This is a genomic window from Rhodococcus sp. BP-261, assembly GCF_019835205.1.
GTDB classification, from domain to species: Bacteria; Actinomycetota; Actinomycetes; order Mycobacteriales; family Mycobacteriaceae; genus Rhodococcoides; species Rhodococcoides kyotonensis_B.
In genome coordinates this window covers 95,891-119,376 of the sequence record NZ_JABUCO010000006.1, presented here as the reverse complement: position 1 = coordinate 119,376, position 23,486 = coordinate 95,891, and the positions used below count along the sequence as shown (strand labels likewise).

Sequence of the window (23,486 nt, the reverse complement as noted above, 5' to 3'; positions counted from 1 at the left end):
AGACAGTACGGCTTCGTTCCGACGGATGGGTGTCAGCCCAGGAACGCCGCCGCTACCTCGCGGTAGGTGACCGCCGGGTCCGCGTGGTCCGGCAGCGCGTGCACGGTGACGTGTGATGCGCCTGCGTCGATGTGCTCGTGCAGACGTCGGGCAATGGACGCGGCGTCACCGTGCGCGACGAGGGCGTCGATCAGTCGATCGCTTCCACCGTCACCGATTTCCTCGTCCGTGTACCCGAGGCGCTTCAGATTGTTGACGTAGTTCCGCAGCTGCAGGTACGGGTTGTTCACCGGCGGCCGACCGATCTCGCGGCCCTTCACCGGGTCCGTCTCCAGGACGACTTTGTGTTCCGGTGCCAGCACCTTGTCCGGTCCGAGGATCGCGCGTGCCTCGGCGGTGTGTTCGGGTGGCGTCAGATAGGGGTGTGCGCCCGCGGCCCGGTCAGCGGACAGCTTCAGCACCTTCGGTCCGAGCGCTGCGAGAACGCGTCGGCTCTCCGGGACGCCGCCCTCGTCGAGCGTGTCGAGGTACGTCACGAGAGCGTCGTACGGCTTCGTGTACTCCTGCGTTGCCTCGGGATGTCCCGCGCCGATGCCGAGCAGGAACCGTCCGGGGTGCTTCTTCTCGATGCGCTGATACGACTCGGCCACCTCGGCTGCGTCGGCCGACCAGATGTTGACGATGCCGGTCGCGACGACGATGGACTCGGTCGCGTCGAGCACTTCTTCGGCCGACTCGAGATCGGCGGGAGGCGACCCCCCGAGCCAGATCGTGCCGTAACCGTTGCTTTCGATCTGCTTGGCGAGCTCAGGCGGTATCCCCGAGAAGTGTCTCCAGATGCCGAGCCTGCCGAGTTCGGGTGTGTCGGTGATCGTCATGTTCCCTCCAACGTTCGCTTCGGGTCGAAACATTTCAGTCGGGCTCGATGATGCGGCTTTCCGGCCAGGCGGCAGGCGGGGGACCGAACGCGTCCCGGGCATTACGGATGACGCCCTTGCCGATCGCACGATTGCCTGCGCCGCCGATGACCGCCCCGATTCCGGCGGGAAGCAGCTTGCCGAACAGCAGGGCACTCCGTTTCGCGAGGTACTTCGAGACGAACTTCTTCACGAGCGACCGGTTCATGTTCGCCATCGCGCCACCCGGAATGCGAGACGTGACGAGCGTTCCCCAGTTCTTCGCCGACGTGCCGACGGTCTTCTGCACGATCTGCATTCCGGATTCGCCCAGCGCGACCGCGAGCACGAGGGCGCGTCGTTGCTGGTGGTCGTGGACGGGAATGCCGTGCACCGACGCGACCGACAGGGTGAGCAGCGCCGACGACTCGATGAAGAACGCCGTCTCCGCACCGACCGCTGTCAGCGATGCGATCGTGCCGATCGCCGGAACTGCCGCCGCGCCGCCGACGGCACTGCCGCTGCCGGTCACCGCGAGCAGGAAACGGTTCTCGAGGCGTTCGATCAGCTGCGCGGGGGTGTCGTTCGGGTGTTGACGACGCATGTGCGCCACGTACTTCTCGACGGCCGGTCCCTGGAGGCGGCTGGCGTTGTCGAGGATGCCGACGAGGGCCTTCTCGACGCGTCCGCCCTCCTTGATGACGTCGACCTGGTCGTTCTTCTTGCTCGCCACGCCCCGCTCCGTTCGATCCCTTCGGTGCCGGTTGTCGGCACCGAACCGCTGGTACCCGTTCGGTGTCGGTTCTACCCTGAACGCATGAATGCCGTGTCCGACGGCGCGCGTCGAGCAGCGAGCACGAGGTTGCGTCCGTACGTGCGCGCCTACGACGGCTATCGCTTGTCCGGATACGAGCCCGGGCAGCACATCGGTATGCCGAGCCCGTATCTGACGGTGATCGTGTCGATCGGGGACAAGCTGCAGATCGCGGACTCCCCACGACAGGGTGCCTGCTCGTTCGAAACGCTGGCCAGTGGCATCTCCGCGGAGCCCGTGACGATCGCGCACGACGGCAATCAGCACGGTATCCAGCTGTCCTTGACCCCGTCGGGTGCGCGATCGCTGTTCGGCGTTCCGACTGCTGCGCTGGGCGACTGGATGGTCGACCTGTCCGACGTTCTCGGCCGAGACGCCGACGAGTTGCTCGATCGGGTCAGCGACGCCTCCGATTGGATGGACAGGTTCGACGTCGTCGACGAGATCCTGGGTCGGTCGCCGACCGAGCAGCAGATCGATCCGACGCTGCGCGAGGCCTGGCGACAACTGGTCGACGCGGGCGGCGCGGCGCGCGTCGGCGAGGTCGCGTCGAACATCGGGTGGAGCCGCAGACACCTGGTCGGTAGGTTCGCCGCGGAGTTCGGGATCTCGCCCAAGGATGCGGCGAGAATCGCCCGCTTCCACCGCTCGCACCGCCTGATGAAACGACCCGCCGTGCCTCGTCTGTCCGACATCGCGGCTTCATGCGGCTACTACGACCAGGCACACATGGCCCGCGAATGGCGCGATCTCGCGGGCGTCTCGCCGTCGCAGTGGCGTCGGGACGAGAAGTTCTCATTCGTCCAAGACGAGGACGGGTGACCGGGGGAAGGATCGCAGTCATGACACAGGAAACAGGTACCGCAACCGCAATCTGGCCGTGCTTCGCCTACGCGGACGCGCGTGCCGCCATCCGCTTCCTCGTCGATGTGTTCGGCTTCACCGAGGCGGCCGTGTACGGCGACGGTGACGTCGTCGAGCATGCCGAGCTCAGGTGGCCGGAAGGCGGCGGCGTCATGCTCGGAAGCGCACGCGACGACTCTCCGCTCGATCCGGGCGTCGGGAACGTCTACGTCGTCACGGCCGACCCCGACGCCGTACTCGAACGGGTCACCCGAGCCGGTGCCCGGGTGACCCGTCCGATGAAAGAAGAGGATTACGGCAGCCGCGGATTCACGTGCCGCGATCCCGAGGGCATCACGTGGAGCTTCGGCACCTACGCCGGCACCCAGTGATCCGCCGGGACCTGCTCGTCCTTACTGGGTGGATGCGGCGCGGTGCCGTCGCCGAACGGGCGTCCGCCGAGTGATTCGCGGCCGTGGGGCTCGAGCCACCCGTGCAGCTCGGGCCCCTTCGGTACGACGCCGGTCGGGTTGATGTCGCTGTGCACGACGTAGTAGTGCCGCTTGATGTGGTCGAAGTCGACGGTGTCACCGAAGCCCGGGGTCTGGAACAGGTCGCGGGCGTAGTTCCACAGCGTCGGGATCTCGCTGAGCTTGCTGCGATTGCACTTGAAGTGACCGTGGTAGACGGCGTCGAAACGCACGAGTGTCGTGAACAGACGTACGTCTGCTTCGGTGATCGTGTCGCCGACGAGGTATCGCTGGTCGCTGAGGCGGCCTGCGAGCCAGTCCAAGGCGTCGAACAGGCGGTCGTATGCCTTGTCGTACGCCTCCTGCGATCCGGCGAAGCCGCACCGGTAGACACCGTTGTTGACCTCGGTGAACACGCGCTGGGCCACGTCGTCGATCTCGCTGCGCAGCGCCTCGGGGTACAGATCGGGTGCACCGTCGCGGTGGTACTGCGTCCATTCGGTGGAGAAATCCAACGTGATCTGCGGGTAGTTGTTCGTGACGACCTGGCCGGTCGAGATCTCGACGATCGCGGGCACCGTGATGCCACGCGGGTAATCGGGGAAACGGGCGAAGTAGGCGTCCTGCAGTCGCGGAATCTTCAGGACCGAGTCGACGCCACCCGGTTCCTCATCGAAGTTCCAGCTGCGTTGGTCGTGCGTCGGGCCAGGGATGGCCAGGGAGATGGCGTCCTCGAGCCCGAGCAGGCGACGCACGATGATGGATCGATGCGCCCACGGGCATGCCCGTGCCGCGACGAGGCGGTAGCGGCCCGCTTCGACGGGATACCCGTCGCGGCCGTCCGCGGTGATGCGGGTTTCGATGTAGTTGGTGTCGCGTACGAATTCCTTGCCGTTCTCGACGTAGCTCATGAATTCAACGTACGTCGACCGACACGAGCACGCCCCACTCTTCGTACCCGAGCCTCGCGCCGAGGCGACGGGCCGTCGTGTTCTCCACGTCGCATCGCCATTGCGGAATCATGCCCTCGTCGAACGCGTCGTTCGTCGCAAGACGAGCCACCACCTGAGCGTTGCCGCGGCGGCGCGCCGTCGGTGCCGTCAACACGCCGACGTCCGCGAGTACGCCCTCCCATTCGAGATACGCGGCCGCAGCGAGTGGCGCGGCGGATTCTGCGGGCCTGTCGTCGTCGAGCAGAGTGAACCAGGATCGCTTGCGGGTCAGATCGGCGGCGATGACGTCGTCGGGTGCGCATCGGCCTTCGAGGTCGAGCACGTGGCCGAGGTCGTGGGAGATCAGCGGGTCGTGTCGATCCAGCTCGGTACCGATGTCGCCCGCGAACGACAGCACGACCGGCCCGTGCGTCCGGCCGGGTGCCTCGCACGACGACGCCAGGGTGCCGCGTCGGGCAAGCTCGTCGTCCGACCTGTCGGACGCCTCGGAGACAGCTGCTTCCGGCCCGACCAGGGCAGTGGCGTCGCCGAGACGAAGAAATGTGACCGACGTCGCCTCCGGGACGACGAGGGTGTGACGGCGTCCGTCACGCAGCGCAGAGTCGGCGAGCCCCAGGTGTCTGGACCATGCAAGGCGGATGATGTCGTGATGATGCGAATCCACCGGGTCCACGCTATCTCGAAGTTTTTTCGCCCCCGACGTTTCGCATGACTCAGAACAATGGCATGATCACGGATGAGATTGGAGCTTCGACGTGAAGGTCCAGCTCGCTACAGAAGGTTTACGGTATGACGCAGGGCAGTGTTAAGTGGTTCAACGGCGAAAAGGGCTTCGGCTTCATCGAGCAGGACGGTGGCGGACCTGACGTGTTCGTTCACTACTCCGAGATCCAGGGAACTGGCTTCAAGACGCTCGACGAGGGTCAGCGCGTGGAGTTCGAGGTCGGCCAGGGTCAGAAGGGCCCCCAGGCAACGGGCGTTCGCGCTATCTGATCCCCTTTCAGGGATCGCCAAACCCGGATTTTGCTGACGGCTCTACGCTGTCCCACTACCGGTGACGAGAGGCCGGACACACGGAGAGAGATCTCCGAGTGTCCGGCCTCTCGTTCGTTAGACGGCGTCGCCGCACGTGCGCGCGAATGTATAGAGGGCTATACATTCGCGCGCACGTGCGCCGAAGGCGCCTACTCGCCGATCCACTCCGCGAGAAGGTGATGAATGTGTCTGATCTTCAATTCCTGGTACCGGGCGAGGGGGATCGTCTTCGCCTGCGTCGTCTTCAGCCCTCGCTGGACCTTCGGCATGTTGTAGGCATCCTGGTCGAACACCCGGGCCGAACTTCCGAGAATCGTTGCCTCCAACCATGATTGGTCGGGGTCGAGCCATTGGGTCTTGGCCGGCTTCGGCCGTTCACCCTTGAACGGCCCGAGGAGGTATACGTCCATGATCGACGTTTCGTGGTCGTCGCCGTTGGGCCGAAACCGGTACACGATTCGCTGGTAGGCGCCCCACGGATGAAAGTTCGGGAACACCGTGTAATAGATGCTGTCGAGTGACTCGGCGTCGGACATGTTGTCCGCCTTGACATCTCCGATGACATCGCGCAGTCCTTCGCGGGCCAGCATGCCCGACATCTCGCGAGCGGTCACGCCGTCCGGAAGCGTCACCATGGGATCTTCGTCGATACGGGCGTCGACCATCGAGTCGAACATTTCCTGCTCGGTGGGGACGAAGTTGATGTGGGGGCTCGGGACTCCGTTGGCAGTGATGCCGCGGTTGAAGTTTCCCCAGCTGTCGTACTGGCTGTTGGAGTCCCCGGTCCCGACGACGCGTTGTGGATGCGTCGTGATCACGTGAAACGCTTCGGAGAACGCCTCCTGCGCGATCTTCCAGTTCGCTTGGATGACCTGAGCGACGTGGGCTTGGATGTACCGATCCTCGAGTGGCCACGCCTCGAAGTGCTTACCGAGATCCCCGAGAAAGCTGTCGAGCGATTCGGATTCGGGGTCCATGTTGATGAACACGAAGCCGCCCCAGGTGCCGACCTTCACCTGCGGAAGGTCCATCTTCCCCTGATCGACCTGTGGAAAGTCCCAGGCGCACGTCATCGACTTCAGGGTCCCGTCGAAGTTCCACGCGAAACCGTGGAAGGGACAACGTATTTCGTTACCTGCAGGTCCGGCCTCCTCGCGTAGCGTTCGTCCGCGGTGCAGGCACGAGTTGTAGAACGCGCGGATGCTCATGTCCTTGCCGCGCACGATGAGGATGGACTTCTCGCAGATCTCGTAGACGAGTGTGTCGCCGGGCTCGGGAATCTCCTCCTCGCGGCACGCCATCTGCCACACCTTGTACCACACGCGGTCTCGTTCGAGCTCGTGATATCTGCGGCTGATGTAGCGCGAGACCGGTACGAAATTCTGGTCCTCGTAGAGGTCGTGGCTTTCTTCGCGCAGGATGGGCGGAACCGGGTGGGTGTCGGTGTCGAGAAGGCGTTGGTAGCCCATTCCGTTCTCGATGAATCCGTCGTCGGTCCCCGACGGCGGGCGATCCTCGATATCGGTCACAGCTTGCCTCCTTTGTCCAGCGCCGCGGCGCGGGCTTCCTCGGCGAGTTTGTCGGCTTGCATCTTCTCCAGTAGCTTCGCGGCTCCCATGAAGCGCCGGTTCTGGGTGATCGGAATAGGTTCTCGCGGACCGAGTCCCACCCAGCGCGCCAGTTCGGGATCGACGGCTTTCACCTCACCGTGCAGGTACCTGCCCTCGGGGTCGAACGTTCCGGTTCGTCCGTCGCGAGTGGTCACCAAGACGTTGAAATCGTCGTCGAATTCGTAGATCGCGTGGCTCATCGGATGCTTGATCTGTCGCATCGCGGTTCTCCTTGAAGCGGGGCTGAGGCCTTACTTAACGTCGAATGCACTTACTGTAACAGTGGCACGTGACGGCAGACACATATTTCTTGAATTGGACTACATAAAGCCCTGCGGTCGAGCGGCCCAGCGCACGGCGCCTGCCACCAGGCGCCGGTACACCGGATCGCCGAGGGTGGCCGCCGAGTCTCCGGGCTGCAGGTAGGCCAGACGGCTTCGACCATTGGTTTTCGTCCACCCGCACAGCGACGAGCCGGGCTCGTGATGCCACCCCTCGCGTTCACCGCGCCTGCCGGCCATGGCGAGGGCGGTGGACCAGTGCACGGCGTCGGTCATCTCGGCGTCACTACGCAGCAGGGGCGTCACGTCGTCCTCGAACACCTGGCAGAGGTACGTCTCGTCGACGATGTCGAAGGTCGGGGGGATTCCCTCGACGACCGGGTGCGACGCATCCGCAACCGAAATTCGTTGGGGTACGTCGAGTCGGTAGCCGGAATCGGGTTCGTCGATTCCGCGAACGACGCCCGGTCGATAGAGATATTTGCCCCCCACGAATTCCGACCACCCCTCCCAGGTCGCCCACGACGCGATGGCGTGGTGCAGGACCACGTATCCCAGTCCCGTCGTCGGTGCCGACGCGATCGCGTCGCGTAACGCAGCGGGGGGATCGGACGGTTCGGGCAGCGTCCCCGGCATGTCGTAGTGGAGGCAGACGTCGAAAGTCGTCAGCTCGGTGGGCCCGAGGGCGACGTCGGCATGTTCGAACCAGGTGACGTCACCGGGCAGAGACTCCAGCAGGGCAGCGAAGGCGTCGCGGTCGAACGAATGGCCTCCGGTGAATGCGGCGATGCGCATGGACACACTCCAGAACTCGACAGAACAACTGTGGTTGCAGTCAAGTTACTCGAATGCGCCGACGTGAGCGGCTGTTTCAGCGACCCACGATCATCTTCGAACACACGTCGTTGATCGCGGCGCGCAGACGCGGTGTGGAGATGTTCGACAGTGGCCCGCCCTCGATGCGCAGAGGCTGAATGGCGATCGTGGTTCCGATCATCGTCCGAACTCGCAACGATCGCGCGGCCTGCTGGGCGGCCGCTGCCCGCTTGTTCGACGGGATCTCGACGGCGGGGAAGTAGTCGAACGCCCGTCGGATATGGCGCTCCATGTACTCCTTGGTCAGCAGGCGTGTCCCGGGAGTGGCTCCGCCCGCGATCTGGAGAAACAGCATGCGCGACGCGTTCGGATGTTCCGCGGTCCAGTCCCACACCGCATCGATGACGGCACGGAACGAGTCCGCGTCGGCGTCCACGTCGTCGGGCCTGGTGTTCTGTGCGGCGGCCGAGCTCGCGTCCATCGCGTAGCCGAGAGCGCTCTCGAACAGTTCTTCCTTGCTCGAGAAGTGGTAGTAGACCGCGGTCGCCACCATGCCTGCTGCTTCGGCGATCTCCTGGATCGACGCCTCGGCGAACCCTTTCGTCGAGAACACTCGAACGGCGGCCTGGACGATGAGATGCCGACGGGACGGCCGATGGGCGGAATTCTTGGTCGATGCAGCAGGCGCGGGGTCGGCAGGCATCGGTTCGTCGCCGAATTCGTCGTCGACCTGCGTCGCGAGATCCTCGTCGACAGCTTTCCGTCGCGCCACAGCGTGCTCCCGTTCTCGTCGGCCCCTCGGGTGGGTCCATCCTCACACACCACGTCCACGGGTCGGGCGACCTGTTCGCGACGAGAAGCGGGTCGCCCACCGCCGGGCCGACACCCTGCCTGTCATGATCTAGGTCATGACAGGCAAGAAGGGGACGGCGAGGAGCACCGGTAAGGCCTCGGAGGACGGGAGCGTCAAACGTGCCGCCCACCGGCCGTCGCGTCGCGAGATGGTGATCGACGCTGCCATGCATCTGTATTCGGTGCGGTCCATCGAGGACGTGACGGTGGCCGACATCGCTGCCGAGGCACAGATGACCTCCGCCGCTGTCTACTACCACTACCCGTCGAAGGACGACGTCCTTCTCGGTGGGCTTCGCCTGTATTCGGAGGGTCTGCTCGACGAATTACGCCGTCGGATCGACAGCGACGACTCGGCTTCTCTGGGCGACGTCATCGTCGGGCTGCTCGAATGGACGGATCAACATCGCCCGGCGTCGCTCGTGTACTTCGTGCACTCACCCGGGTGGAGCTTGTCCATCGAGTCTCTTCGTCGGAGTGTTCGTTTGGCTGTGCTGAATTTGTTCATGGCGGAACTGCGCACCCGGCACGGGATCACGGTTCGGGCGAAACAGGCTGCAGCCGCGACCGCGTTGTCGAGTCTGTTGGAAGTGTCGATGTCGTCCTGGCTCACCGAGGACGCGGTACTGGCCAACCTCGGGCGCAGACGGTTCTCGGACGAAGTGCGCGACGTGGCGGCCGACATCGCAAGCCTGTGACGGGGCCTGCGAAGAAAATTTCTCCCAAGTATCTTTAGACCGACGATAGTTTGTGGTTGACTCGGACCATGCTCAGTCAGCCGCGCGCTCGGTCCATCGACCTCGACAACCCGTTCGCCCCGTTGAACGGTCTGTGCGAGCTGGTGCTCGTGCGTCACGGCGAGCAGAAGTTGAGCAAGGATCTCAGCGCAGGCGAGACCGTCGACCCGCCGCTGTCCGAGCTCGGTGAGCGTCAGGTCGACGCCGTGGCCGAGCGATTGGCTGCAGCCCGTGTGGACGCCGTCTACAGTTCACCGTTGAGTCGTGCACTGCGCACCGGAACCGCGATTGCGGAACGTCACGGGCTGACCCCGTTCGTCCGCTCCGAACTCGTGGAATACGAAGCGTGGCAGAGATTTCCGGCCGACCGATCCCCGTTCGAGGTCCTGCCGCACGACGAGATCGCCGCGATATTCCGTGACCACATTCGAACGCGGCGGTACGAGGTCTTCCCGTACGCCGAGGACGCCCAGGCGTTCCGCGAGCGTGTGCTCGGCGTCGTGGAAACGATCGTGGACGATCACCTCGGTGAACGTGTCGTGGTGACGTGTCACGGAGGCGTCATCAACGCGGTGCTCGCCCACGCGCTCGGCAGCGGTCTCGACATGCCGGTGCGGGTCCACCACACGTCGTTGAGCGTCGTTCGCGGCGCCGACACTCGTCGCGCCGTCCAGTCGGTCAACGACTTCACGCACGTGCTCGACTTCCAGACCCATGTCGGAATCATGAATCAGTAACCGCCGCAACACCGCACACGAACTTTCGACACCGGCGCCCAGCGCCCACAGCAGCCAAGGAGTCATCACATGGATCTCGGTCTCGCCGGAAAACGAGCGCTCGTCAGCGGCGCGAGCCGTGGAATCGGCCTGTCGATCGCACGCACTTTGCTTGCCGAAGGTGCGTCGGTCGGAATCTGCGCGCGCGGAGAAGAACACCTTTCCGACGTCGCCGCCGAATTGTCCGGGGCTGGAACGGTTTTCCACAAGGCGGTCGATGTCGGCGACGCCGCTGCCGTCGCGTCGTTCGTGGACGACGCCGCGGCAGCGCTGGGCGGAATCGACATCGTCGTCGTGAACGCCTCCGCAGCCACCGGCAAGGGCCCGCAGGCTTGGCTGAACAGCTTCAACGTCGACCTGATGAGTCTGGTCAACTTCATCGAGGCGGCGACGCCGCACCTCGAGACGAGCGACGCCGCGTCGGTGGTCACCATCAGTACCACGTCCGCTCTCGAAGCCGGGCCGATCACGACGGCCAACAGTTACGGTGCGCTCAAAGCAGCTGTGCTGCAACACTCGTCGGCTCAGGCCCGAGCGCTCGGTCCGAAGGGAATCCGAGTCAACGCAGTGTCGCCCGGTCCGATCTTCTTCGAGGGCGGGGCGTGGGACACCATTCAGAGCAGCCGCCCGGCCTTGTACGAGGCTGCGCTCGCGTCCGCGTCTCTGGGTAAGCTCGGTGCCGCCGAGGACGTCGCGAACGCGGTGTCCTTCCTGGCATCGCCCGCAGCCGGGCATATCACCGGGACCAATCTGGTGGTCGACGGCGGGTTCACCAACCGCTTCGATTTCTGAGTTCGCGATGGGTGACGACGTGACCACCGCCGCGGACGTGGTGATTCTGGGCGGCGGATCGGGAGGGTACGCGTGTGCGCTTCGCGCCGCGCAGCTCGGAATGTCGGTCGTCCTGATCGAGGCGGGCAAGCTCGGGGGTACCTGTCTGCACAACGGGTGCATTCCGACGAAAGCGCTGCTGCACGCCGCCGAGATCGCCGATTCCGTCAAGGAAGCAACGAGTTTCGGGATCAAGGCGACTCTCCACGGTGTCGACATGAGCGCGGTGAACGGCTACAAGGACGACGTGATCGCCGGCTTGTACCGCGGTCTGCAGGGCTTGATCGCGTCGCGGTCCATCGACGTCGTCGTCGGGCACGGGCGTGTCGTCGGCGAACGTACCGTGGAAGTGACGCACGACGGCGGCGGCACCAGCACCTACCGCGGCGACGCGCTCGTGCTCGCGACGGGCTCGCAGTCGAAGTCCTTGCCCGGCCTGGACATCGGTGGGTCGGTCGTGACGAGTGACGGCGCACTCCAGCTGGGCGACGTGCCCGGCCGCGTCATCGTGCTCGGCGGTGGGGTCATCGGATGTGAATTCGCGAGTGTGTGGTCGTCGCTCGGTGCCGACGTGACGATCGTCGAGGCCGCCCCTCGCCTGCTGCCCACGGAAGACGTGTGGGTGTCGAAGCAGGTCGAACGAGCATTCCGCAAGCGTGGTCTGACGCTGCGCACCGGAAGTTCCTTCGCGAGTGCGGCACAGCGTTCGGGCGGCGGGGTCGATCTGGAGATGGCGGACGGAAGCCGTCTCGACGCCGACCTGCTGCTCGTCGCCGTCGGACGAGGTCCCCGCACCGACGGCATGGGTTTCGTCGAAGCTGGAATCGACCTCGATCGCGGGTTCGTGGTCACCGACGAGTGGCTGCAGACGTCCGTGCCCGGGGTCTTCGCCGTCGGAGACATCGTGGCCGGACCACAGCTGGCCCATCGGGGATTCGCTCAGGGAATTCTCGTGGCAGAACAGCTGGCCGGGCTCGACTGTATGCCCGTGAACGACAAGGGTATTCCGCGGGTGACGTACTCGAACCCGGAAGTGGCGTCGGTCGGACTGACCGAGGCCGAGGCGCGCGAGCAGTACTCGGACGTGTCGACTGTGGTGTACGACCTCGGTGGAAACGGTAAGAGCCGCATCCTGCGCACCTCCGGCGGTGTCAAGCTCGTTCGTGCGGGCGACGACGGACCGGTCGTCGGCATACACCTGGTCGGTGCTCGCGTCGGTGAGCTGATCGGAGAGGCGCAGCTCATCTACAACTGGGAAGCCACGGCAGGCGACGTCGCTCAGCACGTCCATGCACATCCCACGCAGGCAGAGGCGCTGGGTGAAGCGCACCTCGCCCTCGCGGGCAAGGCGTTGCACGCGCACGATTGAAGCCACAGGAGGAACGATGTCGGGACCGGCAGGTCGGATCGACGCGGTGTTGGTGTGCGGCGGGCAGTGGCACGACTTCGACTATGCGCGTGTGGAATTGCTGTCGGAACTGGCCCGGTACGAGAACGTGCGCACCAGGGTGTTCGAGGACTACGACTGCGCTGATGCCCTGGCTGCGGCAGATGTGCTGATCACGTATACCTGCAACCGAATTCCCGACGCGACGCAGCAGAAGACGCTCGTCGACTTCGTTTCTCGCGGAGGCCGTTGGTTGGCTCTGCACGGAACCAATTCGGCAATCGAACGAACTCCGGCCGGTTCGCCGAGCAAGTACGTCACACCTCGAACGCTCGGGGTACTTCCCGCAGTGTTGGGGAGCCAGTTCCTCGGGCATCCGCCGATCGCGCCGTACCGGGTCGAGATCACGGAACCGGAGCATCCGCTCGTGGCCGGTATCGGCCCGTTCGATGCCGTCGACGAGCTGTACGTCAGCGAGCTGCATCCGCCGATTCGTGTTCTCGCACATACACGATTCGTCGGGGAGTCCACGGGATTCGAGGAGGGGCACACCACGGTGGACGAGCCGCGGCCGGTGCTCTACACCAAGGATCACGGTAGGGGTACGGTCTGTTACTTCACCTTGGGACACTGCCGCGGGCGATTCGACGTGCAGGATCTGGGCATCGACGACCTGGGCCGAGTCGATCGGGGAAGTTGGGTCGTCCCGCAGTACCGAGAGATTCTCTCGCGATGCGTGTCGTGGGCCGTCTCCGGTGAGATGACGGCGCCACGACCCGCGTCGGCCGGACAGGTCAGATGATGTCGACCGTGTCCAGAATTTTCTCTGCGTAGGATCTGTCGCCGTCGATCGACACGTGATCCCGCCACGAGCTTCTGGTGGTACCCCACAGAACGAAGTCCGTTGCGCGCGAGGTGATCACGGTGTCCGTTCGAGAAAGACCCGTCTCCACGGTCAGGAGTTCGGAACCGGGAACGAGTGTCCACTCGCCGCCTCCGGCGCCGGTCAACTTCACTCCGATCGGACGGTCGAGCACGGCCGATACCGGCGTACACATCTGAGGCAGGCCCGTCCACATCCACTCGACCGCGACGCGAACCAGATCGTCCTCCGGGTCGGGAATCGGACGCACCACCGGACCGTCGGGACCGAGTAGATCCACGTACATGTGGCACCACATGTCGAATGCGAAGGCGTCCGACAGCTGATGGGTGCGGTAGGTTCCCAGGTCGGTCAGCACCATGGGCTGCTCCGCGAGATCGTCTCGCTGCATCGCCCCGAGCACACCGACCGCACCGTCGAGATGGGCGAGGAACTCGTCCGCCACCTGCGTGTACGTCCGGTCACGCCGCGCGTCTACGAGTCGGTTCTGCAATTCCTCGGCAGTGATCGGCGGCGGTACCGCCGGGTCGGGTCGGTCAACGCCGCGAAGTTCGAACCGGTGTGGGCGACGAGGTCCTTGACGGACCAGCCGGCGCACCGACTGGGCGCCGACCACTCGTCGGGTGTGAGGCTGCGGACGACCACCGAATATCGTTCGGCGAGTTCGCGGCTGGCTTCCAGGCCGGATGTGCTCATCGAAATCCTTCCCGTTCGTCGGCGTCGTCGCTCAGTACGACGCCGTGCCGCCGTCGACCGAGAGGATCGCCCCGGTGATCCCCGCACCGGCGTCGGACGCGAGAAGCATCGCCATCGCCGCGACCTCTTCCACGGTGTTGGGACGTTTGATCGACGATTCCTCGGCGAACATCGCGACCATCTCGTCGAACGTCAAACCCATGGCTTTCGCCGTGTCCGGACCGTTGTTCTTGATGATGTCGGTGATGACGAGACCCGGACAGATCGAGTTGACGGTGATGCCTTCGATGCCCACCTCGCGGGCGATCGACTTCGTCATGCCGTTGATCGCGTGCTTGGCTGCGACGTAGGCGGTGAACACGGGTTTGCCGTGCTTGCCCTCGACGGACGAGATGTTGATGATGCGTCCGTACTTGCGCGGCAGCATGTGTTGCAGCGCGCGACGCGTGGCCCAGAAGTTGGAGTTGAGGTTCCAGTTCATGACGAGCGTCCACTCCTCGTCGCTGAGTTGCGCTGTCGGCTGCAGATCTCGTGCACCGCCTGCGTTGTTCACGAGGACGTCGATGCGGCCGAAGGTGGCGACGGTCTGCTCGATGAAGTCCTCGACGTCCGCTTGGGACGTGACGTCGCCCGCGAAGAACGCGGCACGCTCGCCGACTCCGAAGTCGGCGAGCGCTTTGTCGCCTTTCTCCTTCGAACGGCCGTTGAGTGACACCGTGGCTCCTTCTGCAAGCGCGGCGGCGGCGATTCCGCGACCGATGCCCTGGGTTCCGCCGGTGATGGCGACAACTTTGTCCTGCAGTTTCATCGAAGGTCTCCCTCTACGGATTCGGTCGGGGAATTCGGGAAGTAACTTGCTTCCGAGTGCAGTCTTACATGTAGAGTGTCGTGCATCACAGTCTTTTGTGAATTCGATGTCTAGAAACTGGTTCCACCGCATCCGGTGACGACAGAGACGAGAAGCGCAGTGGCCGAACAGGGTTGGTTGGTCGATACCGTTCCCAGCACGAGACTTCCGGTGTACACACGTCTCAATGCCAGTGACGTGTTGTCCGATCCCATCACGCCACTCGGGGCCGACCTCGGGTGGATCCAGAACATTCTGCCCGGATGGAACTTCGGTTACGCCAGCCTCGGCAGCTACTCGCTGGCCGAGAAGCCCGACGTGGCCGCGTCGTCCGGGATCTTCTACGGACACCTGTACATCAACCTGTCGATGTCCCGGTTGGTGGGCATCCGCGGCGGACTCCCGGTCGAGCTCGTCGACCAGCTCTTCTACGGCGGGGATCCGAACATTCCCGCGTACGTCGGGCATCCGGACGACGAGAACGCCGACGCCACCGAGCGATTGACGGCACGCAACGCCTGGGTCCTGTCGACCGAGACGTTTCCCGAGTTGGAAGAAGACCGGGTGCTCGCAGATCGGCTTCGCGCCGAGCGGCCCGACCTCACGGCTCTGACGCCTGCAGCTCTCGTCGCGCGCGCACGATCGGTGATGCCGCTGGAGCGGGTGGCATGGCGCGGCGAGGTGATCGCGACCAACGGCGCTGCCGTCGGCCCGGCCGTTCTCGGTCAACTTCTCGGCGCCGACCGACAAGACCTGATCGTGTCGTTGGTCGGGGCGGCGGGCGATGTCGATTCGGCAGTGCCGTCGTACGCGTTGTGGGAACTGAGTCGGCTCGTCCGGAGCAACACCGAATTGATGGACGCCTTCGATGCCCGCACCGGGGGTGCCGACGCGTCCGTCTCGGGCATCGACAGCAAGTTCGACGCCACTCTCGAGCGTTTTCTGCTCGACTACGGCTATCGAGGTCCCAACGAATGGGACCTCGGCTCTCCGTCGTGGGAAACGCATCCCGAACTCGTCCTGGGCCTGGTCGACCGCCTGCGACTGCAGGACGATTCGGCGTCGCCGACGGTCCGCTCGTCGGATCACGCGTCGGACTCGGCGGAGGCGCTCGAGCTGGCACGCGCCGCGGTCACGGATGACGACGGGCGCGCGACGCTCATGACGGCGCTTGCGTCGGCGCGACGGTTCTCGGCGTGGCGTGAGCGCGCGAAGACCAACTGCATCAAGGTGCTTCACGAGGCGCGGGTTCCGCTGGTCGAGCTGGGGCGCCGTCTGTACGCGGACGGTGATCTGGAGTCGGCGGACCACGTCTTCATGGCCGTGGACGAGGAACTCGACGTTCTCGCCAGTGCGCCGCACTCGTTGAAGGCGACCCTGGCAGAGCGTCACCGCGAGTGGAAACAGCTGTTCGGGCTCGAGCTGCCGACGTTCCTCGACACTCGTGAACCGTTGCCTGCACTGTCGACGCTGGCCCGTCGGGGAGAGACGGCTGTGGAGCCCGTCGAGGTCGGAGACGTCCTGCAGGGGTCGGGTGCGTCGTCGGGCGTCGTCCGGGGCCGTACACGCGTGGTCACGTCGATGGCGGATCTCGGCGAGTTCCAGGTCGGGGAGGTTCTGGTCGCTCCGCAGACGGACCCCTCGTGGACGCCGTTGTTCATGGTGTCCGCAGGAGCGGTCACCGACGTCGGCGCCATGGGTTCTCACGCGATGATCGTCAGTCGCGAGCTCGGGATCCCCTGTGCGGCAGGTGTTCCGGGAGCCACGCGCCGCATTCCCGACGGTGCGCTGGTCGAGATCGACGGATCGAGGGGCACCGTGACGATCGTGGAGCTGCCATGACCACGGGTGTCGCGAGCACGACCCGCGCCGTATTCCTGAGCGAACGGCCGACGCCGAACCGCCCTCGGCCCGAGCACTTCGAAGTTCGAGAGCTGGCATTGCCCCGGCCCGGCCCGGGACAGGTTCTGGTCCGCAACGTGTTCACGAGCGTGGATCCGTCGATGCGGGGCAGGCTGGGTACGTCGGCGATGCACTACACCAGTAACTTCGTCGTCGATGCACCGCTCGACGGATCGGCACTCGGCGTGGTCGTCGAGGGCACCGACGAGGTCCCGGCCGGCTCGTACGTGCGACACCGACTCGGGTGGAGAGAACACGCTGTCGTCGACCTCGCGGGCGCCACGGTGATCGACCCGCGCGGAATCGAGCTCCATCACTGGCTCGGCATTCTCGGGCAGACGGGTTTCACCGCATACTGCGGACTCGTTCGAGCGGGCGAAATGCACGACGGTGACACCGTTTTCGTGTCTGCTGCGGCCGGCGCGGTCGGCAGCGCTGCTGGACAGTTCGCCAGGTTGCTCGGTGCGTCGAACGTCATCGGTAGCGCTGGGGGACCGGACAAGGCAGCGATGTTGACCGATCGCTTCGGCTTCGACGTGGGTATCGATTATCGAGACGGACCGATCGGGTCGGCTCTCCGCGCAGCTGCGCCGAAGGGTATCGACCTGTACTTCGACAACGTCGGCGGTGATCACCTGGTTGCCGCGTTGTCGTCGCTACGGCAGCGTGGACGGGTCGCACTGTGCGGCATGATCTCGAACGGTGGACCGGACAGTCCTCCCATCGATCATTTGATGAACGCGATCCTGAAGCGAATCACGATTCGCGGGTTCATCGTTCGCGATCACGAAGACCTTCGTGTGGAGTTCGAGAACCGTGTGACCGACTGGCTGTCGTCGGGCGCTCTCGTCGCGGAATCGACGGTGCACGACGGCCTGGACAACGCGGTCGACGCATTCCTGTCCATGCTGGAAGGCGGCAACGTCGGCAAGGCCCTCGTCCGGCTGTCGTGACGGCGGAGTCCGTCAGGCGTTCACCGTGCCACGCAAGTGTGCGGTGTCGTTGATCGACGCCACCACGACCACGCCCGAATCCAACTTCTGCACGCGGGCCACCGAGGTGTAGGCGGGGTTGTGCCAGAACGTCTTCGGCATGTCCAGAACGTCGGCTACCGCTGCATTGATCACTCCGCCGTGCGCAACCGCGACGACGCGTCCGGACGGGTAGCGGTCGAAGATCTGCTCGAGTCCTGACCGTGCCCTCGCCCTGAACTTCGGGAGATCGAGGCCAGGGACGTATGCCTCGAAATTGCCCGTCGTGACGGCAGTGAGGCGTGGGTCGTCGGACGCCATGTCCTCGACGGCCATGTAGTGCTCGGGATCGATGTCGTCGTCCCACTCCCGGAGGTCCTCCAGCACGAGGTCGACGCTGCGGCCCATGCCTGCGGCAAGTTCGTCTGCAGTCTCGCGGGCGCGCACCAACGGACTCGAGACCACGGCGTCGATCTGTTCGTGACGCAACCACGTGGCGAGTCGACGGGCATCGGCGATTCCCTCGGGCGCGAGCGACGGATTTCGTACTCGCGAGACGGGCTGGCCGTGCCGGACGAACAGTACTTCGATCATGGGTGCCTTTCGTGTGGCGGGCGTCAGCCTGCAATGGTGCGAGCGGTGCTCCAGAACGGTGCTCTCAGCGCTTTCTTGTCCAGCTTGCCCATGGCGTTGCGCGTCAGTTCGTCGACGACGACGTACTTCTTCGGGCATTTGTAGGACGCCATCGACCTCTTGGCGAACTGTGCGAGATCGTCGACATCCACGTCGCTGTCGGTGCAGGGAACTACGAGCGCCAGAAGCGCTTCGCCCAGGTCGTCGTCGGGGACCCCGATCACGGCGACCTCGGCGACGTCCGGATGGGTCGACAGCACGCGTTCGCTCTCCGCGGGATACAGGTTGACGCCGCCGGAGACGACCATGTCGGCGACACGGTCCGTGATGAACACGTATCCGTCGTCGTCCACGTAACCGACGTCGCCGAGTGTGGCGACGTTCGGGAGGATGTACGCCGCTGCGGTCTTCTCGGGATCCGCGTGATACTCGATGCGACGTTCGGGCGGCGTTCGGAACCCCAGGACTCCGACCTCGCCGCGGCCCAGTTCCGTGCCGTCGGATCCGACCACGACGGCGTCGAACGGCGGTATGGCCCTCCCCACCGAACGCGGATGTTCGAGCCATTCGGTCGAGTCGATTCTGCAGACGGTACCGATCTCGCTCCCGCCGTAGGACTCGATCAGAACGGGGCCGAACCAGTCGATCATCGACCGCTTCACGTCGGGTGGGCACGCAGATCCCGTGTGCGCCACGTACTTCAAGCTCGTCGTGTCGTACCGCGATCGTACGTCGTGGGGGAGGGCCAACAGCCGCTGAAAGTGGGTGGGAACCATCAGCGTCGACGTCACCGAGTGAGACTCGATGGCTGCCAGCGTGCGTTCGGCGTCGAACCGGCCCATGATCACCACGGGCCGACCGGACAGCAGGTGACGCACCGACGTCAACGGCCCGTTGTGTTGCAGCGGCCCGACGACGAGGTGCACGCCGTCGGGGTAGCCGGAACGCGCGGACACCGCGTCGGCGAACTCGCGGGCGGTGTCGACGGAGTGAGGCAACCATCGCACCTGGGTACCCCGTGCCCTACCGGTGGTGCCGGACGTGTAGACCAGCGGCGGCCGTGCCGGACGGGATTCGGGCGCCGCCGAAATGCGTCCGTCCGCCGGCCGAACGAAGTCGGCCCACGCCACGGTGCCGGGTACCGCAGTGTGACCGTGAACCACGACCGTCTTCGATCCGGACTCGTTCGCGGCGCCCGTCGCGGACTCCAGACCGACCGGGCCCGTCACGACGGCGACGCTCCCCGAATCGACCAACTGATCGGCCATCTCGTTCGACTTGAGCTGCCGTGACACAGCAACGGTCCCCACTCCTGCCCCGATGCACGCGACGTGCGTCAGCAGAGTCTCGATGGTGTTCTCGCCGACCACGGCGATGCGATCGTCCGGCCGTGGGGCGACGTCGACGAACCGCTCCGCAAGGGCGTCGAGGCTGGTCACGACCTCCGCCCACGTCATGGTGCGACGGTCGTCGACCAGGGCGAGACCGTTCGGGTCCTCGGTCGCGCGATCTCGTATGCGGTCGAGCATCTGCCGTCCTCCACAGGTAGGTCGTCGAAAGTGCGCGTGCTCGCGCTCATCGTGCGATTTACTGAACGTCAAGTCAAGTAAGAGGTGTGAGAAGAACCGAGCAACTAACTCGATAGTGATTCTACTTACACTGGGCTACTCTGTCGGTGATACTGAACGTGGAATCAACAAACTCGCTCCGAGAGCCAGAATGAGGTGCACGTGGTGACCGCAACCGCGACCAACGCCGGCCACGAGGCCGTGGAGCCGGTCGGCTCCGACGATCCGACGCCGAGCAAAGAGGTGGTGCTGGACCTGCACAGGCGCATGGTCCGCATCCGACAGTTCGAGACCGAGGCGGGCCGGCTCATGGAGGGCGGCAAGCTCCCCGGCTTCCTTCACCTGTACGTCGGGCAGGAGGCCGTCGCGGCGGGCGCGATGAGCAATCTGCGCGACTCCGATCAGATTTCGTCGACGCACCGCGGGCACGGCCATGCCGTCGCCAAAGGTGCACAGTTCCGTCAGATGTTCGCGGAGTTGTTCGGACGCGTCGACGGGTACTGCAAGGGCCGCGGCGGATCGATGCACATCAACGACCTGTCGATCGGCATGCTCGGCGCCAACGGCATCGTCGGTGGCGGTATTCCGATCGCGGTCGGAGCCGCGTTCGCAGCGAAATACCGCGGCGAGGACTCCGTGGCGATTCCGTTCTTCGGCGACGGCGCCAGCAACATCGGCGCGTTCCACGAGGCCGCGAACATGGCGGGCATCCTGGAACTCCCGGTCGTGTTCGTCTGCGAGAACAACGGCTACGCCGAGTTCACCGCGCTGCGCGATCACATGAAGCTCGAGAACGTCGCAGACCGTGCGGCCGCGTACGGGTTTCCCAGCGAGATCTGTGACGGCATGGATGCGATCGCCGTCCGCGCCGCCGTCGGGCGCGCGGTCGAACGCGCTCGCGCCGGAGGCGGTCCGACGCTCGTCGAGGCAAAGACGTACCGGTACTACGACCACCAGGGAGTGAAAGGTCTGCGCAAGACCTATCGAACGCAGGAAGAGGTCGCGGCCTGGCGTGAGAAGGACGCGATCAAGCTGCTCGAGGCCCGCGCCGTGGCGGAAGGCATCGTGACCGAGGCCGAGTTCGCGACGGACTGGGCCGAGGTCGATGCCGACATCGCCGAATCCGTTGCCTTCGCCGAGGCCAGTCCGTTCCCGGACGTGGCCGACTTCGCACTCAATGTCTACAGCGACTGACCCGAAAGAGCCGACACCGATGTCCACTGCACTAGCTCCGAATACCGACCCGGTCGACGCGCCCCGGGTCACCACGTACGTCAAAGCCTTCAACGAGGCTGTGGCGCAGACGATGCGCGAGGACGACGACGTGTTCGTCATCGGTGAGGACGTCGCTGCGTACGGCGGCGTGTTTCACATGTACGACGGGCTGTTGGCCGAGTTCGGCAAGCGACGCATGGTCGACACGCCGATCGCCGAGATGGGGCTCATCGGCCTCGGCGTCGGCGCCGCCGCGCGTGGTCTCCGCCCCATCGTCGACATCATGTTCATGGACTTCCTGGCCGTCGCTCTCGATCAGGTCGTGAACCAAGCCGCCAAGATGAAATTCATGTACGGCGGCGACGTCAAGGTGCCGATGGTGATCACGGTGGCCTACGGTGCCGGCGTCAGCGCCGGTGCACAGCATTCGCAGAGTCTCGAGAGTTGGCTCGCCCACACGCCGGGCCTCAAGGTCGTCATGCCGTCGAACGCGTACGACGCCAAGGGTCTTCTCGTGTCGGCGGTCCGCGACGACAACCCCGTCGTGTTCATGCTCAACAAGGTGCTGCTCGGGGCGCGCGGCGAGGTGCCGGAAGAGTCGTACTCGATACCTCTCGGGCAGGCCGCGGTTCCGCGAGAGGGAGACGACGTCACCATCGTGGCGTTCGGACGCATGGTCACCGAAGCTCTCGCCGCCGCGGATGCCCTTGCCGAGTCCGGAGTGTCGGTCGAGGTGGTCGATCCGCGTACCGTGCAGCCGCTCGACACTGCCACCATCGTGAGGTCGGCGTCGAAGACCAACCGCATCCTGGTCGTGCACGAAGCCGTGACGTTCGGTGGAATCGGCGCCGAAGTTGCCGCACAGATCCAAGAGGAGGCGTTCGACTACCTCGACGCGCCGGTCCTGCGACTCGGTGCCCCGTTCACGCCGGTGCCGTTCAGCACCCCACTCGAAAACGCGTACGTACCCGACGCCGACCGTATCGTCGCCGGGGTTCGTCGTCTGCTCGAAAGGAACTGACCCGTGGCTCAGGAGATCGTGCTGCCCAAGTTGGGGCTCACGATGCAGGAAGGCGTCATCGGTGAATGGTTGGCCCAGGCCGGTCAGCACATCGGAACGGGCGACGTGCTGTTGCGGCTCGAAACCGACAAGGTCGAGGTCGACGTCGAAGCCGAGGCGAGCGGGATCTTGGCGACGACGGCGAAAGTCGGCGAGGTGTTGCCGGTCGGTGCCGTGATCGGGTGGTTGCTCGCCGACGGCGAAGTCGCACCGACGGGTGCCGACGGATCCAGCTCGTCTCCGGCGGACCCGAAGGCTTCTTCGACGACCGCAGCATCGCCCGCGGCGTCGACCGACGGCCCGCTGAAACAGGGTGAGCGGATCAAGTCCTCGCCGAACGCGCGTCGCGTCGCCGCGGAGTCCGATGTCGACCTTGCCGAGGTGCGGGGTACCGGACCGGGCGGCCGAATCGTATCGGAGGACGTCGAGGACTACGTCGCGGCTGTGTCCGTCGTGGAGCCGGAGCCGGAGCAGGCACCCGATGTTCCGCAGCGCGAGAAGAGTTCGTCGGCACAGGCTTCGAGCGCGCACTTCGTCGGCCCGCTCGTTCGCCGCCGTGCACGCGAATTGGGTGTCGATCTGGGCACCGTCGCCGGCAGTGGAGTCGGCGGACGCGTCACGACCGCCGACGTCGAACGGGCTGCAGGCCACCTGTCCACCGACACGACGGAATCCACAGCGCCTGCGGGCCCTCGGGCAGGCGAGGTCGTCCCGCTGAAGGGCATGCGAGGCGCGATCGCGCGGAACATGATCGACAGTCTGCAGACGATGGCGCAGCTGACGCACGGCTACGAAGTCGACGTGACGGCGTTGGTCGCCGTGCGTGACAGCCTGAAAGCCGAACTGGCAGAAAACGGTTCCCGACCACCGAGTCTCAACGACTTCGTCGTCAAGGCCGCAGCTCTGGCGTTGGTCCAGCACCCGATCCTCAATGCGGGCATCGTCGGTGACGAGATCCGTTTGTTCGACACGATCGACATCGGTGTGGCGGTGGCAGTTCCGGGCGGACTGGTGGTTCCTGTCGTTCGAGGCGCGAACTCGCTGTCCGTCGGCGAAATCTCCGGACGAACCAGCGCTCTCGCTGCCGCGGCGCGGGGTAACACCCTCGGGCTGAGCGACATGGAAGGTGCGACGTTCTCGGTCAGCACTCTCGGTGCTTACGGCGTCGACTTCTTCACACCCGTCGTCAATCCCGGCAACGTCGCCATTCTCGGAGTCGGTCGGGTGAAGGACGGATTCCGCTGGGAGGGTGAGACTCCGGTCCGCACCCAGGTACTCACGTTGAGCCTGACGTTCGACCACAGGGCAGTGGACGGGGCGCCCGCTGCGGAGTTCCTGCGCACGATCGCGTCGATCCTGTCTCGGCCGTACGCTCTGCTCGCAGGGTAGCCGAACACAGAACATCGGCCG

General features: G+C 65.2%; 26 protein-coding genes. 13 read left to right on the top strand and 13 right to left on the bottom strand.

The window, feature by feature from the left end:
* Window positions 1-32: 32 nt before the first annotated feature.
* Window positions 33-878: an LLM class F420-dependent oxidoreductase gene (locus HQ354_RS09555; protein WP_222635162.1), complete on the bottom strand. Its 846-nt coding sequence runs from the start codon at window positions 876-878 to the stop codon at window positions 33-35.
* A gap of 34 nt (window positions 879-912) precedes the next feature.
* On the bottom strand, window positions 913-1,629 hold the full coding sequence (locus HQ354_RS09550) for a hypothetical protein (protein WP_068428138.1): 717 nt from the start codon (window positions 1,627-1,629) through the stop codon (window positions 913-915).
* Between the two features lie 84 nt (window positions 1,630-1,713).
* Between HQ354_RS09550 and HQ354_RS09545 the strand changes: the two genes are divergently transcribed.
* Together HQ354_RS09545 and HQ354_RS09540 are read left to right on the top strand one after the other, a co-directional pair.
* Window positions 1,714-2,532, top strand: a complete 819-nt coding sequence (locus HQ354_RS09545) for an AraC family transcriptional regulator (RefSeq protein WP_222635163.1) — start codon at window positions 1,714-1,716, stop codon at window positions 2,530-2,532.
* Between the two features lie 20 nt (window positions 2,533-2,552).
* Complete coding sequence (locus HQ354_RS09540) at window positions 2,553-2,945, top strand: VOC family protein (RefSeq protein WP_068429050.1); 393 nt, start codon at window positions 2,553-2,555, stop codon at window positions 2,943-2,945.
* Here HQ354_RS09540 and HQ354_RS09535 read toward each other — a convergent pair.
* Complete coding sequence (locus tag HQ354_RS09535) at window positions 2,927-3,934, bottom strand: glutathione S-transferase family protein (RefSeq protein ID WP_114328494.1); 1,008 nt, start codon at window positions 3,932-3,934, stop codon at window positions 2,927-2,929. The genes HQ354_RS09540 and HQ354_RS09535 overlap by 19 nt on opposite strands.
* A 4-nt stretch (window positions 3,935-3,938) precedes the next feature.
* Entirely contained in the window at window positions 3,939-4,640 is a 702-nt protein-coding gene (locus HQ354_RS09530) for a GNAT family N-acetyltransferase (RefSeq protein ID WP_167678336.1), read from the bottom strand.
* Between the two features lie 125 nt (window positions 4,641-4,765).
* Between HQ354_RS09530 and HQ354_RS09525 the strand changes: the two genes are divergently transcribed.
* Window positions 4,766-4,969, top strand: coding sequence for a cold-shock protein (locus HQ354_RS09525; protein ID WP_068428143.1), 204 nt, complete (start codon window positions 4,766-4,768; stop codon window positions 4,967-4,969).
* 191 nt (window positions 4,970-5,160) lie between these two features.
* Here HQ354_RS09525 and HQ354_RS09520 read toward each other — a convergent pair whose 3' ends face one another.
* From HQ354_RS09520 to HQ354_RS09505, 4 genes are all read right to left on the bottom strand, one after another.
* Complete coding sequence (locus HQ354_RS09520; RefSeq protein ID WP_068428146.1) at window positions 5,161-6,540, bottom strand: SRPBCC family protein; 1,380 nt, start codon at window positions 6,538-6,540, stop codon at window positions 5,161-5,163.
* Window positions 6,537-6,842, bottom strand: a complete 306-nt coding sequence (locus HQ354_RS09515; RefSeq protein ID WP_068428148.1) for a hypothetical protein — start codon at window positions 6,840-6,842, stop codon at window positions 6,537-6,539. Before HQ354_RS09515 ends, HQ354_RS09520 begins: the two co-directional genes overlap by 4 nt.
* Window positions 6,843-6,941: 99 nt before the next feature.
* A complete protein-coding gene (locus HQ354_RS09510) occupies window positions 6,942-7,697 on the bottom strand; it encodes a ThuA domain-containing protein (protein ID WP_222635164.1) in 756 nt (251 codons plus the stop codon).
* A gap of 76 nt (window positions 7,698-7,773) precedes the next feature.
* Window positions 7,774-8,490: a TetR/AcrR family transcriptional regulator gene (locus HQ354_RS09505; protein ID WP_254303563.1), complete on the bottom strand. Its 717-nt coding sequence runs from the start codon at window positions 8,488-8,490 to the stop codon at window positions 7,774-7,776.
* Window positions 8,491-8,626: 136 nt separating this feature from the next.
* Here HQ354_RS09505 and HQ354_RS09500 point away from each other — a divergent pair, with 136 nt between their 5' ends.
* The 5 genes from HQ354_RS09500 to HQ354_RS09480 all read left to right on the top strand — a co-directional run bounded on the left by HQ354_RS09500 (window position 8,627) and on the right by HQ354_RS09480 (window position 13,103).
* Window positions 8,627-9,268 carry a TetR/AcrR family transcriptional regulator gene (locus HQ354_RS09500; RefSeq protein ID WP_068428154.1) on the top strand — a complete coding sequence of 214 codons (642 nt, stop codon included), beginning with the start codon at window positions 8,627-8,629 and terminating at the stop codon, window positions 9,266-9,268.
* Between the two features lie 68 nt (window positions 9,269-9,336).
* Window positions 9,337-10,044 (top strand): histidine phosphatase family protein, encoded by a 708-nt coding sequence (locus HQ354_RS09495; protein ID WP_068428156.1) that lies wholly within the window; start codon window positions 9,337-9,339, stop codon window positions 10,042-10,044.
* A 69-nt stretch (window positions 10,045-10,113) separates the two neighbouring features.
* Entirely contained in the window at window positions 10,114-10,875 is a 762-nt protein-coding gene (locus tag HQ354_RS09490; RefSeq protein ID WP_068428159.1) for an SDR family NAD(P)-dependent oxidoreductase, read from the top strand.
* Window positions 10,876-10,882: 7 nt separating this feature from the next.
* Complete coding sequence (lpdA, locus tag HQ354_RS09485; protein WP_222635165.1) at window positions 10,883-12,283, top strand: dihydrolipoyl dehydrogenase; 1,401 nt, start codon at window positions 10,883-10,885, stop codon at window positions 12,281-12,283.
* Between the two features lie 16 nt (window positions 12,284-12,299).
* On the top strand, window positions 12,300-13,103 hold the full coding sequence (locus HQ354_RS09480; RefSeq protein ID WP_222635166.1) for a ThuA domain-containing protein: 804 nt from the start codon (window positions 12,300-12,302) through the stop codon (window positions 13,101-13,103).
* Here the strand turns inward: HQ354_RS09480 and HQ354_RS09475 are convergent.
* Genes HQ354_RS09475 through HQ354_RS09470 form a run of 3 tightly spaced genes read right to left on the bottom strand, consistent with a single transcriptional unit; the run spans window position 13,096 to window position 14,688 of the window.
* Complete coding sequence (locus tag HQ354_RS09475) at window positions 13,096-13,629, bottom strand: hypothetical protein (RefSeq protein ID WP_261768825.1); 534 nt, start codon at window positions 13,627-13,629, stop codon at window positions 13,096-13,098. The two genes, HQ354_RS09480 and HQ354_RS09475, sit on opposite strands and share 8 nt — an antisense overlap.
* Before the next feature lie 29 nt (window positions 13,630-13,658).
* Window positions 13,659-13,880 (bottom strand): maleylpyruvate isomerase N-terminal domain-containing protein, encoded by a 222-nt coding sequence (locus HQ354_RS25540; RefSeq protein WP_261768826.1) that lies wholly within the window; start codon window positions 13,878-13,880, stop codon window positions 13,659-13,661.
* 31 nt (window positions 13,881-13,911) lie between these two features.
* A complete protein-coding gene (locus tag HQ354_RS09470) occupies window positions 13,912-14,688 on the bottom strand; it encodes an SDR family NAD(P)-dependent oxidoreductase (RefSeq protein ID WP_222635167.1) in 777 nt (258 codons plus the stop codon).
* 159 nt (window positions 14,689-14,847) lie between these two features.
* On the opposite strand from HQ354_RS09470, the gene HQ354_RS09465 reads away from it, so the two are divergent.
* Together HQ354_RS09465 and HQ354_RS09460 are read left to right on the top strand one after the other, a co-directional pair.
* Entirely contained in the window at window positions 14,848-16,569 is a 1,722-nt protein-coding gene (locus tag HQ354_RS09465; RefSeq protein ID WP_222635168.1) for a PEP-utilizing enzyme, read from the top strand.
* A complete protein-coding gene (locus HQ354_RS09460; RefSeq protein WP_222635169.1) occupies window positions 16,566-17,582 on the top strand; it encodes an NADP-dependent oxidoreductase in 1,017 nt (338 codons plus the stop codon). Before HQ354_RS09465 ends, HQ354_RS09460 begins: the two co-directional genes overlap by 4 nt.
* Before the next feature lie 12 nt (window positions 17,583-17,594).
* Here HQ354_RS09460 and HQ354_RS09455 read toward each other — a convergent pair whose 3' ends face one another.
* Window positions 17,595-18,194 (bottom strand): histidine phosphatase family protein, encoded by a 600-nt coding sequence (locus tag HQ354_RS09455; protein WP_068428172.1) that lies wholly within the window; start codon window positions 18,192-18,194, stop codon window positions 17,595-17,597.
* 23 nt (window positions 18,195-18,217) lie between these two features.
* On the bottom strand, window positions 18,218-19,762 hold the full coding sequence (locus HQ354_RS09450) for an AMP-binding protein (protein ID WP_222635170.1): 1,545 nt from the start codon (window positions 19,760-19,762) through the stop codon (window positions 18,218-18,220).
* Between the two features lie 204 nt (window positions 19,763-19,966).
* Here HQ354_RS09450 and HQ354_RS09445 point away from each other — a divergent pair, with 204 nt between their 5' ends.
* The 3 genes from HQ354_RS09445 to HQ354_RS09435 are packed head-to-tail and all read left to right on the top strand — an operon-like array spanning window position 19,967 to window position 23,465.
* Window positions 19,967-20,995, top strand: coding sequence for a thiamine pyrophosphate-dependent dehydrogenase E1 component subunit alpha (locus tag HQ354_RS09445; RefSeq protein ID WP_308115212.1), 1,029 nt, complete (start codon window positions 19,967-19,969; stop codon window positions 20,993-20,995).
* A 19-nt stretch (window positions 20,996-21,014) separates the two neighbouring features.
* A complete protein-coding gene (locus HQ354_RS09440) occupies window positions 21,015-22,037 on the top strand; it encodes an alpha-ketoacid dehydrogenase subunit beta (protein ID WP_114328515.1) in 1,023 nt (340 codons plus the stop codon).
* 3 nt (window positions 22,038-22,040) lie between these two features.
* Window positions 22,041-23,465, top strand: coding sequence for a 2-oxo acid dehydrogenase subunit E2 (locus HQ354_RS09435; RefSeq protein WP_222635171.1), 1,425 nt, complete (start codon window positions 22,041-22,043; stop codon window positions 23,463-23,465).
* The last annotated feature ends 21 nt before the right edge of the window (window positions 23,466-23,486 follow it).

Excerpts from the sequence above, each read along its gene's own strand:
- HQ354_RS09555 (WP_222635162.1), bottom strand. The coding sequence starts at position 878 with ATGACGATCACCGACACACCCGAACTCGGCAGGCTCGGCATCTGGAGA.
- HQ354_RS09545 (WP_222635163.1), top strand. The coding sequence starts at position 1,714 with ATGAATGCCGTGTCCGACGGCGCGCGTCGAGCAGCGAGCACGAGGTTG.
- HQ354_RS09540 (WP_068429050.1), top strand. The coding sequence starts at position 2,553 with ATGACACAGGAAACAGGTACCGCAACCGCAATCTGGCCGTGCTTCGCC.
- HQ354_RS09535 (WP_114328494.1), bottom strand. The coding sequence starts at position 3,934 with ATGAGCTACGTCGAGAACGGCAAGGAATTCGTACGCGACACCAACTAC.
- HQ354_RS09525 (WP_068428143.1), top strand. The coding sequence starts at position 4,766 with ATGACGCAGGGCAGTGTTAAGTGGTTCAACGGCGAAAAGGGCTTCGGC.
- HQ354_RS09515 (WP_068428148.1), bottom strand. The coding sequence starts at position 6,842 with ATGCGACAGATCAAGCATCCGATGAGCCACGCGATCTACGAATTCGAC.
- HQ354_RS09510 (WP_222635164.1), bottom strand. The coding sequence starts at position 7,697 with ATGCGCATCGCCGCATTCACCGGAGGCCATTCGTTCGACCGCGACGCC.
- HQ354_RS09500 (WP_068428154.1), top strand. The coding sequence starts at position 8,627 with ATGACAGGCAAGAAGGGGACGGCGAGGAGCACCGGTAAGGCCTCGGAG.
- HQ354_RS09495 (WP_068428156.1), top strand. The coding sequence starts at position 9,337 with ATGCTCAGTCAGCCGCGCGCTCGGTCCATCGACCTCGACAACCCGTTC.
- HQ354_RS09490 (WP_068428159.1), top strand. The coding sequence starts at position 10,114 with ATGGATCTCGGTCTCGCCGGAAAACGAGCGCTCGTCAGCGGCGCGAGC.
- lpdA (WP_222635165.1), top strand. The coding sequence starts at position 10,883 with ATGGGTGACGACGTGACCACCGCCGCGGACGTGGTGATTCTGGGCGGC.
- HQ354_RS09480 (WP_222635166.1), top strand. The coding sequence starts at position 12,300 with ATGTCGGGACCGGCAGGTCGGATCGACGCGGTGTTGGTGTGCGGCGGG.
- HQ354_RS25540 (WP_261768826.1), bottom strand. The coding sequence starts at position 13,880 with ATGAGCACATCCGGCCTGGAAGCCAGCCGCGAACTCGCCGAACGATAT.
- HQ354_RS09470 (WP_222635167.1), bottom strand. The coding sequence starts at position 14,688 with ATGAAACTGCAGGACAAAGTTGTCGCCATCACCGGCGGAACCCAGGGC.
- HQ354_RS09460 (WP_222635169.1), top strand. The coding sequence starts at position 16,566 with ATGACCACGGGTGTCGCGAGCACGACCCGCGCCGTATTCCTGAGCGAA.
- HQ354_RS09455 (WP_068428172.1), bottom strand. The coding sequence starts at position 18,194 with ATGATCGAAGTACTGTTCGTCCGGCACGGCCAGCCCGTCTCGCGAGTA.
- HQ354_RS09450 (WP_222635170.1), bottom strand. The coding sequence starts at position 19,762 with ATGCTCGACCGCATACGAGATCGCGCGACCGAGGACCCGAACGGTCTC.
- HQ354_RS09440 (WP_114328515.1), top strand. The coding sequence starts at position 21,015 with ATGTCCACTGCACTAGCTCCGAATACCGACCCGGTCGACGCGCCCCGG.